This window comes from Streptomyces sp. S6 (assembly GCF_054880855.1).
The window spans coordinates 1-14,181 of sequence record NZ_JBTYMC010000168.1 but is presented as its reverse complement, the minus strand read 5'-3'; the positions used below and the strand labels follow the sequence as shown (position 1 = coordinate 14,181).

The 14,181-nt window shown below is 71.1% G+C and carries 12 protein-coding genes and 1 pseudogene; 4 read left to right on the top strand and 9 right to left on the bottom strand.

The window, feature by feature from the left end; genetic code table 11:
• From ACVNF4_RS22175 to ACVNF4_RS22165, 3 genes are all read left to right on the top strand, one after another.
• The coding region (locus ACVNF4_RS22175) for a sucrase ferredoxin (RefSeq protein WP_461804612.1) at positions 1-730 on the top strand (730 nt) is incomplete at its 5' end.
• 118 nt (positions 731-848) lie between these two features.
• Positions 849-2,516, top strand: coding sequence for a sensor histidine kinase (locus tag ACVNF4_RS22170; RefSeq protein ID WP_461804611.1), 1,668 nt, complete (start codon positions 849-851; stop codon positions 2,514-2,516).
• On the top strand, positions 2,513-3,193 hold the full coding sequence (locus ACVNF4_RS22165) for a response regulator (RefSeq protein ID WP_461804610.1): 681 nt from the start codon (positions 2,513-2,515) through the stop codon (positions 3,191-3,193). The genes ACVNF4_RS22170 and ACVNF4_RS22165 overlap by 4 nt, the downstream gene beginning before the upstream one ends.
• 147 nt (positions 3,194-3,340) lie before the next feature.
• Here ACVNF4_RS22165 and ACVNF4_RS22160 read toward each other — a convergent pair whose 3' ends face one another.
• From ACVNF4_RS22160 to ACVNF4_RS22135, 6 genes are all read right to left on the bottom strand, one after another.
• A complete protein-coding gene (locus tag ACVNF4_RS22160) occupies positions 3,341-4,933 on the bottom strand; it encodes a solute symporter family protein (RefSeq protein ID WP_461804609.1) in 1,593 nt (530 codons plus the stop codon).
• Complete coding sequence (locus tag ACVNF4_RS22155; RefSeq protein WP_461804608.1) at positions 4,930-5,481, bottom strand: DUF485 domain-containing protein; 552 nt, start codon at positions 5,479-5,481, stop codon at positions 4,930-4,932. Before ACVNF4_RS22155 ends, ACVNF4_RS22160 begins: the two co-directional genes overlap by 4 nt.
• Before the next feature lie 79 nt (positions 5,482-5,560).
• Positions 5,561-6,256, bottom strand: coding sequence for a response regulator transcription factor (locus tag ACVNF4_RS22150; RefSeq protein WP_461804607.1), 696 nt, complete (start codon positions 6,254-6,256; stop codon positions 5,561-5,563).
• The gene (locus ACVNF4_RS22145; RefSeq protein ID WP_461804606.1) at positions 6,253-7,404 is read right to left on the bottom strand and encodes a sensor histidine kinase; all 1,152 of its coding nucleotides are present in this window, start codon (positions 7,402-7,404) and stop codon (positions 6,253-6,255) included. Before ACVNF4_RS22145 ends, ACVNF4_RS22150 begins: the two co-directional genes overlap by 4 nt.
• Positions 7,401-7,928 carry a DUF1453 domain-containing protein gene (locus tag ACVNF4_RS22140; protein WP_461804605.1) on the bottom strand — a complete coding sequence of 176 codons (528 nt, stop codon included), beginning with the start codon at positions 7,926-7,928 and terminating at the stop codon, positions 7,401-7,403. The genes ACVNF4_RS22145 and ACVNF4_RS22140 overlap by 4 nt, the downstream gene beginning before the upstream one ends.
• A 278-nt stretch (positions 7,929-8,206) precedes the next feature.
• Entirely contained in the window at positions 8,207-10,330 is a 2,124-nt protein-coding gene (locus tag ACVNF4_RS22135; protein WP_461804604.1) for a DNA gyrase/topoisomerase IV subunit B, read from the bottom strand.
• 441 nt (positions 10,331-10,771) lie between these two features.
• On the opposite strand from ACVNF4_RS22135, the gene ACVNF4_RS22130 reads away from it, so the two are divergent.
• A complete protein-coding gene (locus ACVNF4_RS22130; RefSeq protein WP_461804603.1) occupies positions 10,772-11,002 on the top strand; it encodes a DUF7455 domain-containing protein in 231 nt (76 codons plus the stop codon).
• A 104-nt stretch (positions 11,003-11,106) separates the two neighbouring features.
• Here ACVNF4_RS22130 and ACVNF4_RS22125 read toward each other — a convergent pair whose 3' ends face one another.
• The 3 genes and pseudogenes from ACVNF4_RS22125 to ACVNF4_RS22115 all read right to left on the bottom strand — a co-directional run.
• Positions 11,107-11,973, bottom strand: coding sequence for a S1 family peptidase (locus ACVNF4_RS22125; protein ID WP_461804602.1), 867 nt, complete (start codon positions 11,971-11,973; stop codon positions 11,107-11,109).
• A 135-nt stretch (positions 11,974-12,108) separates the two neighbouring features.
• Positions 12,109-13,650 (bottom strand): RNA polymerase sigma factor, encoded by a 1,542-nt coding sequence (locus ACVNF4_RS22120; RefSeq protein WP_461804601.1) that lies wholly within the window; start codon positions 13,648-13,650, stop codon positions 12,109-12,111.
• Positions 13,651-14,078: 428 nt separating this feature from the next.
• Positions 14,079-14,181, bottom strand: a pseudogene (locus ACVNF4_RS22115) (GntR family transcriptional regulator); the annotation flags it as partial.

Genomic DNA, 14,181 nt, shown 5'->3' with positions numbered 1-14,181 from the left:
CGACTTCGGCACCCCGCCCCTGCGCCAGGTCTTCGCCGCCCACACCGTGCCCGGCGGGGTGTGGCTGCGCAGCGCCGCCGCCCAGGACCCCCTGAGGCTGCTGGACCTCGACCTCGCCGCCCTCGGCCGGGGCGACCACCGCACGTTCGACACCGTCCTCGGCGGCCGGCCCCACACGGGCGACCCGCTCGCCCTGGTCTGCACGAACGGCAAGCGCGACCGCTGCTGCGCCCTCCTCGGCCGTCCCCTGGCCGCCGAACTGACCGCCTCCGACGTACCGGGCGTCTGGGAGGTCACCCATCTGGGTGGTCATCGCTTCTCCCCCACGGTGCTCGTCCTGCCCTACGGCTACGCGTACGGCCGCGCGCAGGCCCACACCGTCAAGAACGTCCTCCACGCCGCGCGGGAGGGCCGGATCGTGGTCGACGGGTGCCGTGGCCGCTCGGCCTGGGAACGGCCCGGCCAGGCCGCCGAACTCGCCGTCCGTGCAGCCGTCCACGAATACGCCGCCGACGTTCTGGGCGTCGTCCGCACGACGGGCGAGGCGCCTCGCTGGGAGGTCACCGTCGCCCACACCGACGGCCGGCGCTGGCAGGTCGCCGTCGCCCAGAGCAACCCGCTGCCGGCCCGCCCGGAGAGCTGCGGGGCATCTGTTCTGGGGACCCCCGCGCGGATGGACGTCGTGGAGGTGCGGGAGCTGACGACGGCTCGGACGGCGCTGGCGAGCTGACGTCAACAGTTGATCGTCTGGTCCATCTGATCCACCCCGTCCGCCTCATCCACACGTCTCGTCAAGAGATCCCCGCCACATCTCTACAGCACCCCTCCCCGCCACGTACCGTCAAGACATGCCCCAGGCTCCCCCCACCCGCCGCCTGCGCCTCGGCCTCCCCCGACGCGCCTTCTCGCAGATCCTGCTGATGCAGCTGTCGACCGCGGCCGGCGTGGTGGTCCTCGCGACGGGCCTGTTCCTCGCCCCGTTGAGCAACCAGCTGGACGACCAGGCGATGCGCCGCGCACTGGCGATCGCGCAGACCACCGCGGCGATGCCGCAACTGGCGGAGGACCTGGAGAACAGCACTCCCTCGGTGGACGGCCCGGTGCAGCGCGAGGCGGAGCGGATCCGGCGGGCGAGCGGCGCCGAGTACGTCGTCGTGATGAACAGGTCCGGTGTCCGCTGGTCGCACCGCGATCCGGACCAGATCGGCGGAGTCGTCTCGACGGACCCGCACAAGGCGCTGGCGGGCGAGGCGGTGATGGAGATCGACGACGGCACGCTGGGCCGCTCGGCGCGCGGCAAGGTGCCGCTGCGGGACGCCGGCGGACGGATCGTCGGCGCGGTCTCCGTCGGCATCGAGTACGACAACGTCCGCGCCCGGCTGATCCACGCCGTCCCGGGGCTGTTCGCCTACGCGGGCGGCGCGCTCGCGGTGGGCGCGCTGGCGGCCTGGCTGATCTCGCGCCGGGTCCACCGGCAGACCCGGGACCTGGCCTTCTCGGACATCTCGGCGCTGCTCGCGGAGCGTGAGGCGATGCTGCACGGCATCCGGGAGGGCGTCGTCGCGCTGGACCGCACGGGCCGCGTCCGGCTCCTGAACGACGAGGCGCGGCGCCTGCTGGGGATCGGCGACGAAGCCGTGGGCCGCTCCCTGGACGAGGCGCTCGGCACGGGCCGTACGGCGGACGTCCTGGCGGGCCGGGTGACCGGCACGGACCTGCTCACCGTGCGCGGCCCGCGCGTCCTGGTCACCAACCGCATGCCCACGGACGACGGCGGCGCCGTCGCCACCCTGCGCGACCGTACCGAGCTGGAGCAGCTCGGCCGGGAACTCGACTCCACGCGCGGGCTGATCGACGCCCTCCGCGCGCAGGACCACGAACACGCCAACCGGATGCACACCCTCCTCGGGCTGCTGGAGCTGGAGATGTACGAGGAAGCGGTGGAGTTCGTCGGTGAGGTGGTCGGCGACCACCGGGCCACCGCGGAGGAGGTCTCCCAGAAGATCCAGGACCCGCTGCTGGCGGCGCTGCTGGTCGGCAAGGCGACGGTGGCGGCGGAGCGCGGGGTCGCCCTGAAGCTGTCCGGCCGCACCCGGCTGCCGGACCGGCTCGTCGATCCGAGGGGGCTGGTGACGATCGTGGGGAACCTGGTCGACAACGCGCTGGACGCCGTCGCGGGCACGACACACGCGCGCGTGGAGGTCGAATTGCGCGCCGAGGGGCGTACCGCCGTCCTGCGGGTGCGCGACACCGGTCCCGGGATCCCGGTGGAGCACCGGGAGTCGGTGTTCACCGAGGGGTGGTCCACCAAGAAGCCCCCCGCGCACGGCCGGCGCGGCATCGGGCTCTCCCTGGTGCGCCGGCTCGCCGAGCGGCAGGGCGGCGGGGCGCGGGTGGGGCAGGCCGAGTGCGGGGGCGCGGAGTTCACCGTGATCCTGCCCGACGCGCTGTCCGAGGGCGCCGGCGCCGCTGTACCGGCCGTCCCCGCGCGTGCCGTCGAGGAGGATGCACAGTGATCGAGGTCCTGGTCGTGGACGACGACGCCCGGGTCGCCCGGGTGAACGCCGCCTACGTGGAGAAAGTGCCGGGTTTCCGGGTCGCCGGGCAGGCGCACGGCGCGGCCGAGGCGCTGCGGCTGCTGGAGCTGCTGCCTCGGGTGGACCTCGTCCTGATGGACCACTATCTGCCCGACGGGACGGGCATCGACGTCGTCCAGGAGATGCGCCGTCGCGGCCATCAGGCGGACGTCGTCATGGTGACGGCCGCGCGGGACGTCGAGACGGTCCGCTCCGCGATGCGGCACGGCGCGCTCCAGTACCTGGTCAAGCCGTTCGCCTTCGCGGGCCTGCGCGCGAAGCTGGAGGCGTACGGCGAGCTGCGCCGCACCCTGGACGGCGGCGGCGAGGCCGAACAGGCCGACGTGGACCGCATGTTCGGCGCGCTGTCGGCCCCTGCGGAGCCGGGCCTGCCCAAGGGGCACTCCCCCACCACCGCCGAGTTGGTCCGCCAGTGTCTGATCCGCGCGGACGGGCCGCTGTCCGCACAGGAGATCGCCGACCGCACGGGGGTGAGCCGTCAGACGGCCCAGCGTTATCTGAAGCTTCTGGAGCGCACCGGCCGGGCCCGGCTGACCCTCAAGTACGGCGACGCGGGCCGCCCGGAGCACCGTTACGTGTGGGCGGCCCGCGCCTGAGAGCACGGTTTCGTTGAGCGTGTTGACGAGTACCGAATGTCGTGATGAGTACCGGGCACCTTGATGGATGTATGGAGCAACTTCCGGACAGGCCATCAATGCACCGCCGTGCCTGGGCCGCGCCATGGCCCAAGCCCGGCGCCGCTCCTACACGGCCCCCGCTCCTGTCAGCGAACGCACCTCCGTCTCCGCGTGCCGTGCCTCGTCGGGCTCCTCCGACGAGGTCACCGTGCCGAGCCAGCCCGCGAGGAAGCCCAGCGGGATCGAGACGATGCCGGGGTTCTGGAGCGGGAAGAACTGGAAGTCGACGCCGGGGACGAGCGATTCGGGGCTGCCCGAGACGACCGGCGACAGCACGACGAGCAGGAGCGCCGGGATCAGCCCTCCGTAGACCGCCCAGACGGCGCCCCGGGTGGTGAAGTTGCGCCAGAACAGCGAGTACAGCAGCACCGGCAGGTTCGCGGACGCGGCGACGGCGAAGGCGAGGCCGACGAGGAACGCGACGTTGAGTTCGCGCGCCAGGATGCCGAGCGCGATCGCGACGATGCCGATGCCGACGGCGGCGACCCGCGCGACCGTGACCTCGCTGCGCTGCTTGGCGTGCTTGCGGCGCAGTGACGCGTACAGGTCGTGGGCCACGGACGCCGAGGAGGCGAGGGTGATGCCGGCGACCACCGCGAGGATCGTCGCGAAGGCGACCGCGCCGACGACCGCGAACAGCACCGCGCCGCCCATGGACTGCGCACCGCCACCGAGGTCGAGGGCGAGCAGCGGGACGGCGGTGTTGCCGGCCGCGTTGGACTGGCGTACGGCGTCCGGTCCGACGATCGCGGCGGCGCCGAAGCCCAGCACGATCGTCATCAGGTAGAAGCTGCCGATCAGGCCGATCGACCAGACCACGGACCGGCGGGCCGCCCGCGCGGTCGGCACGGTGTAGAAGCGGGACAGGATGTGCGGCAGGCCGGCCGTGCCCAGCACGAGGGCGAGGCCGAGGCTGATGAAGTCGAAGCGCGAGGTCCAGTTCGCCCCGTACTTCAGGCCGGGGGCCAGGAAGTCGGCGCCGTGGCCGCTGCGTTCGGCCGCGGTGAGCAGCAGCCGGTCGAAGTCGCCGTGGAAGCGGACGAGGACGAGGACGGTCAGCGCGATCGTGCCGCCGAGCAGCAGGACCGCCTTGACGATCTGGATCCAGGTGGTGGCCCGCATACCTCCCAGCGACACATAGATGATCATGAGCGCGCCGACCCCGATGACGGTCCACACCTGGGTCGCGGCGCCGCTGCGGCCCAGCAGCAGCGCGACGAGGCTGCCCGCGCCGACCATCTGGGCGACGAGGTAGAAGATCGACACGATGACGGAGGAGGCGCCCGCCGCGATGCGCACCGGCCGCTCGCTCATCCGCGCCGCGACGACGTCCGCGAGCGTGAACCGCCCGCAGTTGCGCACGAGTTCGGCGATGAGGAGCAGGACGACCAGCCAGGCGACGAGGAAGCCGACCGAGTAGAGCAGGCCGTCGTAGCCGAACAGCGCGATCAGGCCGGAGATGCCGAGGAAGGACGCGGCCGACATGTAGTCGCCCGCGATGGCGAAGCCGTTCTCCATCGGGGAGAACAGCCGTCCGCCGGCGTAGAACTCCTCCGCCGAGCCGTGCCGGTTGCGGCTGACCCAGGTCGTGATGCCCAGCGTGACCGCGATGAACACGCTGAACAGCACGAGGGCCAGGGTCTGATGGGTACCGCTCACGGCTTGCCGCCCTTCACACCGCGGGTCAGTTCCTGGGTGTCCCAGCGCAGGTCGAGGGCGGCCCTGTCCCTGCGCAGCCGGGCGTGCCTGGCGTAGGCCCAGGCCACGAGGAAGGTGGTGAGGAACTGTCCCAGACCGGCGACAAGTGCCACGTTGACGGCGCCCACGACGGGCCGGGCCATGAACCCGGGCGCGGTGGTGGCCGCGATGACGTACGCCACGTACCAGAGGAAGAAGCCGATGCCCGCCGGGACCACGAACCGCCGGTAGCGGCTGCGTACTTCCTGGAAGGCGGCGCTGCGCTGGACGGCGAGGTAGACCTCCGCCATCGCGTCGCGGCCGGACTCCTCGCGGGGCGCCGGGACCGCGGGCGCGGGCGCGCTCGCCGGCTCCGCTCCGGGCCAGTCCGGGGCCAGGGCGTCGTACCAAGGATCGTCATACCGCACGCCCGCCGGTTCTTCGGGGACCGGGGTCCGCACCTCTTGGTGCTCGCGTGCTCTCTCGGGACCGCCCCCGCCACTGCGGGCACGGTCGTTGCTCAACTGCATACCCAATGATGGACAGAACGGGAAGATCCCCTACTCTCTTTCCCGCATTCTTCACCCCATCAAGCGACAATGGGCCGACTTATCCCATTTCCGATTTTGGTGGTTTTACCAACCCCTTTCTGTATGCGTAACTCACCGCCTGCGCACGGTCCTTGAGGCTCGCCTTGGCGAACAGGTTGTTGATGTGGGTCTTCACCGTCGTCGGCGAGACGTGGAGTCTGCGGGAGATCTCCTGGTTGCTGAGGCCTTCGGCGATAAGGATCACCACTTCGGTCTCACGCGCCGTCAACCCGTCCGGCGGCCCCGCCGGTTCGGCCGGTTCCTGCGGCACGGGCTCCGACAGCCGCTCCAGCAGCCGCCGCTGGATGCTCGGCGACAGCCCCGCGTCCCCGGACAGGACGCTGTGCACGGCCCGGACGATCTCCTCGCCGCCCGCGTCCTTCGTGAGGTAGCCGCGGGCACCGGCGGCCAGCGCCGGGAACAGGGACTCGTCGTCCGCGAACGTCGTGAGCACCACGACCTGTGTGCCGGGGTGGGCGGCCCGGATCCGCCGGGTCGCCTCGACCCCGTCGCAGCGGGGCATGCGCAGGTCCATCAGGACGACGTCCGGGGCGAGTTCGGCGACCAGCCGCACCGCGTCCTCGCCGTCCACCGCCGCACCCACCACCTCGACCTCGGGCAGCAGCCCGAGCAGCATCACGATGCCCTCCCGGACGACGGTCTGGTCGTCCGCCACCAGCACCCGCGCCGGCTTCTTCCGCCCCTGCTCCGTCATACCGGCACCCTCAGCCTCACCGCGAACCCTTCCTCGTCCGGCCCCGCCTCCAGCGAGCCGCCCAGCAGTTCGGCACGCTCCCGCATGCCCAGGAGACCGTATCCGCCTCCCGTGCCCGCAAGTTCACCCGGCGGCCCGCCCGAGTCCCGCACGTCCAGGGTCACTTCGTCCGGCCCGTACTCCAGCCGGAGGCTGACCCTGGCGCCCGGGGCGTGCTTGCGGACGTTCGTGAGGGCCTCCTGCGCGACCCTGCGCACGGCCTGGGACACCTCGGCCGACAGCGGTCTGTGTTCACCCCGCACGGTGACCTGGGCACCGTCCACCGCGCGCACCAGGCCGGTCAGGAAGTCCTCCAGCGGGGTGAGGTCGCCGCGCAGGGCGGACAGGGCCTGGCGGGTCTCCTCCAGGCCGTCGCGGGCCATGGCGCGCGCCGCGACCACCCGGTCGAGGATCTGCCCGCGGTCGGCGTCCCGCTCGATGAGCAGGCGGGCCGCCTCCAGGTGCACGAGCTGGGCGGAGAGGCTGTGTGCCAGCACGTCGTGGATCTCCCGGGCGATACGGGCGCGCTCGGTCAGCGCGGCCGACTCCGCCTCGGCCGCGCGCGCGGCCCGCTCCTGGGCGAGGAGTCGCGCGGCGTTGCCGCGGGCCTCGTTGTCGAGGCGCAGGGTGTAGCCGGCCAGAGCCAGCGCGCCGAGCGTGGCCGCGGTGGTCAGCCACATGTCCTCGTTGACGGCGGCGAAGGCGCTCAGCGCGACCGAGGCGAAAGGCAGCGCGGCGCCCATCGGGAGCCGCTCCAGCGCCACGACGGCGCAGCCGCACCACAGGACGATGGCCGGCGACCCGAAGCCCAGCGCCTCGGCCGTGACGGCGAGGCCCAGCAAGAGCGTCAGCAGCAGGAGCGAGGGCACCAGCCGGTGGGTGAGCGTCACCACGGAGAACGCCCGCGACGCCCCCACCGCGACGAGGACGATCGCCCCTCCGGCCGCCAGCTTCCAGCCGTGCTCGTGCGGTCCGCTGACGGCACTCCGCAGGACGATGCCGATCATCAGCAGCCGCAGCAGCCAGCCCAGTGCGCGTCTGGCGGACGAGGCCCCCTTGCGGTCGAGAGCCTCCCGGGACGGCCAGCGCAGCCAGGGGTTGTCGGTCACACGCGCTCCTTCGTGCGCAGCCGGGACACCTCGTCACGGTACGGCGCCGCGGGCCCGGCGAGGGTCCGGTCGAGCTGCTGCGCACGCCAGGCCACGACCCCGGAGCGCACCAACAGCGTGGCCGCCAGGGAGAGCATCAGGACGGAGCTGTTCTGGTGGACACCGATCGCGGCCCCGACCCCGAAGAGCCCCACCCGCAGCACCACCCCGACGCCCCACACCCCGGCACTCGCCCTGCCGCTCTTGCGCCACACGACGCCGTCCTCCGCGACCCACATCCGCGTCGTCCACCCCCACCCGGCCCCGGTCACCAGCCCGACCAGCACCTCGACCCCGAGCAGCACCGCCGACGCGGTCCGGTGCCCGGCGTCGAGCAGCCCAGCCTGCTGCACCGACATGACGGCGAGAATCCCCGGCAGAAGCCACCACCGCCGCCCCGCATCGACCGGCGCCGCCCGGAACTGCCGCCCGATCACCACAGCGACGACCGCCGCTATCACCAACGCGTTGACCAGCCCGGCCATCCCAGCCCCCGTGCTCGCAAGAAGAACCCGGCGACACTCGCCGCCGACACCTCCGAACCTACGGAAACCAGCCCTCGGGCAGATCGGCGCCAGGGTGGATCAAGGGTGGATCTGTCGGCCTGGCCGTCTCCACCCGTAGGTGGAGACGCACCCCCAAGGAGCCCCGCAGGGGCTCCTTGGGGGCGCGGGGAACTGCGCGATCAGCCACACACAACCCGCACCCCGCCGACATCCGCACCCCCACCCCGAACCGCCCCGGCCCAAGCCGAGCGCAGCGGCTACGCGTCGATCCGCGACCGGTCCAACGTAGCCGCCGAGCTGGAGATGAACTCCTTGCGCGGCGCCACGTCGTTCCCCATCAGCAGGTCGAACACCTGCTCCGCCGCCTCCAGGTCGGAGAGGTTGATCCGCCGCAGCGTCCGGTGCCGGGGGTCCATCGTCGTCTCGGCCAACTGGTCCGCGTCCATCTCGCCGAGGCCCTTGTACCGCTGGATGGAGTCCTTGTACCGCACGCCCTTGGTCTGGAACTCCATGAGCTTGTCGCGCAGTTCACGGTCCGAGTACGTGTAGACGTACTTGTCCTGCCCCTTCTTCGGCTGGACCAGCTCGATCCGGTGCAGCGGCGGCACCGCGGCGAAGACCCGCCCCGCCTCGACCATGGGCCGCATGTACCGCTGGAACAGGGTCAGCAGCAGGCAGCGGATGTGGGAGCCGTCCACATCGGCGTCGGTCATCATGATGATCTTGCCGTAGCGGGCGGCCTCCAGATCGAAGGTCCGGCCGGACCCCGCTCCTATGACCTGGATGATCGCGCCGCACTCGGCGTTCTTCAGCATGTCCGTGACGGACGACTTCTGGACGTTGAGGATCTTGCCGCGGATCGGCAGCAGCGCCTGGAACTCGGAGTTGCGGGCGAGCTTGGCGGTGCCGAGCGCGGAGTCGCCCTCGACGATGAAGAGTTCGCTGCGGTCGACGTCGTCGCTGCGGCAGTCGGCGAGCTTGGCCGGCAGGGACGACGACTCCAGGGCGGTCTTCCTGCGCTGCGCGTCCTTGTGCTGGCGAGCGGCGACGCGCGTGCGCGCGGCGGCGACGACCTTCTCCATGACGACGCGCGCCTGGGCGGCGGCGTCCCGCTTGGTGGAGGTCAGGAACGCCTTGAGCTCCTTGGAGATGACCTGCGTCACGATCCGGCGGGCCGCGGAGGTGCCGAGGACCTCCTTGGTCTGGCCCTCGAACTGCGGTTCGGCGAGCCGGACGGTGACGACGGCGGTGAGGCCCTCCAGGGCGTCGTCCTTGAGGACGCCGTCCTCGGCGACGCGCAGCAGCTTCTTGGCGCGCAGCACCTCGTTCATCGTGGTCGTGACGGCCTGCTCGAAGCCGGCGACGTGGGTGCCGCCCTTGGGGGTGGCGATGATGTTCACGAACGACTTGAGCGTCGTGTCGTAGCCGGTGCCCCAGCGCAGGGCGACGTCGACGACGAGTTCGCGGGTGACCTGGGTGGGGGTCATCTGGCCGTGCTCGTCGAGGACCGGGACGGTCTCGCGGAAGGTGCCCTCGCCGGTGAAGCGGAGGATGTCGCAGACCGGCTTGTCGGAGGCCAGGTACTCGCAGAACTCGCTGATGCCGCCGTCGAAGCGGAAGGACTCCTCGCCCTTGCTGCCGCCCTCGCCGAGACCGAGTTCGTCCCGGACGACGATGGTCAGACCGGGCACCAGGAACGCGGTCTGGCGGGCGCGCTGGTGGAGGTGCTCCAGGGAGAGCTTGGCGTCCTTGAGGAAGATCTGGCGGTCGGCCCAGTAGCGCACGCGCGTGCCGGTACGGGCCTTCGCGACCCTCTTGGTCTTGCGCAGCCCGCTGTCCGGGTCGAACTTGGCGTCGGGCCCGGCTCCGGCGAAGGCGCCGGGGACACCGCGGCGGAAGCTGATCGCGTGCGTGTTGCCGCCGCGGTCGACCTCGACGTCCAGCCGGGCGGAGAGGGCGTTGACGACGGAGGCGCCCACCCCGTGCAGACCGCCGGAGGCGGCATAGGAGCCGCCGCCGAACTTGCCGCCCGCGTGGAGCTTGGTCATGACGACCTCGACGCCGGACAGCCCGGTCTTGGGCTCGACGTCGACCGGGATGCCGCGGCCGTTGTCGCGGACCTCCACGGAGCCGTCGTCGTGGAGAACCACATCGATGTGGTCGCAGAAACCGCCGAGCGCCTCGTCGACGGAGTTGTCGATGATCTCCCACAGGCAGTGCATGAGACCGCGGCTGTCGGTCGATCCGATGTACATGCCCGGACGCTTGCGGACGGCCTCTAGTCCTTCGAGGACGAGCAGGTGCCGCGCGGTGTAGTTGGAGCCGTCCCGGTCTGCTCCTGCCAGCAGCGCAGTGGACGGCACGGACGTATCGGCGGTCACGCGGTTCGCTCCTCGCTGAATTTCAGGTGGGGCCCTTCTGGGTAAGGGCACGGCTTCGGTCGCCGTCAAGAGGGTACCGAGGCCAGGTAGAGCCGTTGTCACGCCACCCTCGTCTGGAGCCAGACTAGTCCAGAGTCGCATGCGTGTTCGATCGCTCAATGGAGTGAAGTACATATCACGTTCCCTTCGAGGCATGAACCATTTAGGCTCCGGGCACGTCCTCAAGAACGAACCGGCAACCCGGCCGGGAGGACCGACCCATGATCGACAGCGCGAAACCGTAAGCACGCAAGAAACGCACTACGGCACATTCGCCGCCAAACCGGCAGCAGTCAGCCGCCTCGAAAGATTTTTTCGAGGGAAAACCGCAAGCGGGAACGTTTGAGGCTGGTTGGATGTTGACCCTGGTACGACAGCTCGTCGAGCTAGAGAAGAGGCGACGTGACTACTGTTCTGACCCCCGTGAGCCCGCTGACGGCCGGCGATCGCTGCGACCGCTGCGGCGCCCAGGCCTACCTTCGCGTTGTCCTGGCGAGCGGCGGAGAACTGCTCTTCTGCGCCCACCACGGCCGGAAGTTCGAGCCGGAGCTCAAGAAGATCGCCGCCGAGATACAGGACGAGACGGAGCGGCTGACGGCCGTTCCCGCGACCGCCTCCGAGGATGAGCGCTGACGTTCGGCGTTCACGACGAGCAGCACAACCGGCACAGGCCGGCGTACGGGCGGCGGTCCCTGGAGACAGGGGCCGCCGCCCGTACGCGTATCCGTCGGAGCCGCTCAGCGCCCGCCTGACGGCCCAGCAGCCCCTCGCAGGGCCGCGGAGCCGTTCAGCACTCTCAGAACGTCCGAGACGCGCGTGTAGACCCCCGGACTCCCGGGGCGCCCGCAGCCGCTCCCCCAGGACACCAGGCCGACCAGCCTGCCCTGCGCCACCAGCGGCCCACCGCTGTCGCCCTGGCAGGCGTCCCGGCCACCCCTGGCCTCCCCGGCGCACAGCATCGTCCGGGCGACGTAGGTGCCCTCGGGGCCTCCCGGGTACGCCCGCTCGCAGCGCGCGTCGGCCATGACGTGCACCCGCGCGGCCCGCAGACCGCGCGCGTACTCACCGAACCCGGAGACGTCGCCCCAGCCGTAGACCACGGCCTCCGTCCCCGCCGCGTACGCGGGATCCCCCGCCCCGGCCGCCCCGATGACCGACGTCTCGGGCAGCGGTTCGGCGATCGTGAGCACGGCGAAGTCCCCGGAGTTGCTGGAGCGGTCGTACTCCGGGTTCACCCAGGTGTCCCGTACGGCGATCTCCCGGCCGGCGTCCGTGGACAGATCGGTGCGGCCGGTGACGACCTTGAAGTCCCGCACCCTGTTCGGGGGCGCCCCGAGGACGTCCTCGCCGACGCAGTGGGCCGCCGTGAGGACCAGGGTCGGCGCGACCGCCACGCCGCCGCAGAACTGGCCCGACCGCGTACCGCCGAACCGGTCACGGCTGGACAGCGCGACCGTCCAGGGGCTCCGGGAGACGTCGACCGGGAAGCCGCCGACGATCACACTGTCGGAGGCCGCCGGGGCCGCGTTCATCAGCGGTATGGCGACCGTCGCCGCCGCCAGAACCAACGGCCGGGCGAGCGCCCGGACCAAGGGAAGGCGCATACACGTTCCTCACTCTGGGATGATTATCGGAAACCCAGAGTGATCGACAATGGTGTGGCGCGCACCCGCGCGTACGACGACGGGGGCCCGGTCCCCTTGGCAGGAACCGGGCCCCCGTCGTCGTACGGGCAAGACCTAGTCGAGGTAGTCGCGCAGGACCTGCGAACGCGACGGGTGACGCAGCTTGGACATGGTCTTGGACTCGATCTGGCGGATCCGCTCACGGGTGACGCCGTAGACCTTGCCGATCTCGTCGAGGGTCTTCGGCTGACCGTCGGTGAGACCGAAACGCATGGAGACGACGCCCGCCTCGCGCTCGGACAGGGTGTCGAGGACGGAGTGGAGCTGCTCCTGGAGGAGCGTGAAGCTCACGGCGTCGGCCGGGACGACGGCCTCGGAGTCCTCGATGAGGTCACCGAACTCGCTGTCGCCGTCCTCACCGAGGGGGGTGTGCAGCGAGATGGGCTCACGGCCGTACTTCTGGACCTCGATGACCTTCTCCGGGGTCATGTCGAGTTCCTTGGCCAGCTCCTCCGGGGTGGGCTCGCGGCCCAGGTCCTGGAGCATCTGGCGCTGCACGCGCGCGAGCTTGTTGATGACCTCGACCATGTGCACCGGGATACGGATGGTGCGGGCCTGGTCGGCCATCGCGCGGGTGATCGCCTGACGGATCCACCAGGTGGCGTACGTGGAGAACTTGTAGCCCTTGGTGTAGTCGAACTTCTCGACCGCGCGGATCAGACCGAGGTTGCCCTCCTGGATGAGGTCCAGGAAGAGCATGCCGCGGCCGGTGTAGCGCTTGGCCAGCGAGACCACGAGGCGGAGGTTGGCCTCCAGGAGGTGGTTCTTGGCGCGGCGGCCGTCCTCGGCGATGATCTCCAGCTCGCGCTTGAGCTTCGGGGCCAGCTTGTCGGCGTTGGACAGCTTGTCCTCGGCGAACAGGCCCGCCTCGATGCGCTTGGCGAGCTCGACCTCCTGCTCGGCGTTGAGGAGGGGGACCTTGCCGATCTGCTTGAGGTAGTCCTTGACCGGGTCGGCGGTGGCGCCGGCGGCGGCGACCTGCTGGGCCGGCGCGTCGTCCTCGTCCTCGTCGGAGAGGACGAAGCCGGCGTTCTCGGTGCCCTCGGGCTCGCCGTCGGCCTTGCCGCCGGGTGCCTCTTCGAGGACCTCGTCCTCAAGGATCTCGGCGTCGTCCTTCTTGGCCGCGGTCTTCTTCGCGGCGGTCTTCTTGGCGGGGGCCGCCTTCTTCGCGGCGGTCTTCTTGGCGGCGGGCGCGGCCTTCTTGGCGGCCCGCCCGGCGGTGGCCTCCTCGGCGTCACCGGTCGCCGAGGCGGCCGGAGCCGCGGTGGTGGCGGTGGCCTTCCTGGTGGTCACCGTCTTCGCCGCGACCGTCTTGGTGGCGGTGCGCTTGGCCGGACTCTTCGCTGCGACGCTCTTTCGGGTGCGCTTGGGCTCTGCGGCACTGACCATCAGCGTCACACCCTCTTCCTCAAGGATCTGGTTGAGGCTGCGCAGTACGTTCTTCCACTGAGTGGCCGGAATCTGGTCGGCTTCGAAGGCCCGACGCACATCGTCGCCGGCGATCTGCCCATCAGCCTTTCCCCGCTCGATGAGCGCCATGACAGAGACGGACTCGGCGATCTCCGGCGGGAGAGTACGGGATGTGCTGGCCGACACGAACAACCTCTCGGAACGTTGGAAAACGGCTTCCGGCCCCGTCCACGACGGACAGGAGCCGACCACCGGCCTCGGGGATGGGCCGACGGGCGGGCGGGGGCCGGGAGAATGCACAGCGCCGTGAACGGCGTCCGTATTCCCTCCTCGGCTGTCACCTCTTAGGTCATCGCGCTGTTCCCACAAGCGTTACGCCCAATCTACGTGGCCCGAGTCACACCCCGTAAGCACTCAAAAACGGTCAGACACGGTCAGAGAAGGTCGCCACCGTGATCACCTCATGATCGAAGGCACTCACCGACCGTGTCGCGCCGTCGGACTCCGCGGGCCCGCGAGGGGTCCTGCGGAGTCCGACCGGAGGGCGGGACGTCGGCCCGAAGGGACGCCGGAAGGGGAAGAGCGTCCCCGGCGGCACCGCCCGAGAGACGCGGTCAGTGCTCGCGCGGCGCCGGAACCACACGCTCCACCTCGGGGTGGACGGTCAGCAGCTGCCGCATCGCCGCCTCCGCGCCCGCGCCGTCGCCGGCGGCGAGC

Coding starts and splice junctions, on each gene's coding strand:
- ACVNF4_RS22125 (WP_461804602.1), bottom strand. CDS start 11,973: ATGCGCCTTCCCTTGGTCCGGGCGCTCGCCCGGCCGTTGGTTCTGGCG.
- ACVNF4_RS22150 (WP_461804607.1), bottom strand. CDS start 6,256: ATGACGGAGCAGGGGCGGAAGAAGCCGGCGCGGGTGCTGGTGGCGGAC.
- ACVNF4_RS22170 (WP_461804611.1), top strand. CDS start 849: ATGCCCCAGGCTCCCCCCACCCGCCGCCTGCGCCTCGGCCTCCCCCGA.
- ACVNF4_RS22155 (WP_461804608.1), bottom strand. CDS start 5,481: ATGCAGTTGAGCAACGACCGTGCCCGCAGTGGCGGGGGCGGTCCCGAG.
- ACVNF4_RS22140 (WP_461804605.1), bottom strand. CDS start 7,928: ATGGCCGGGCTGGTCAACGCGTTGGTGATAGCGGCGGTCGTCGCTGTG.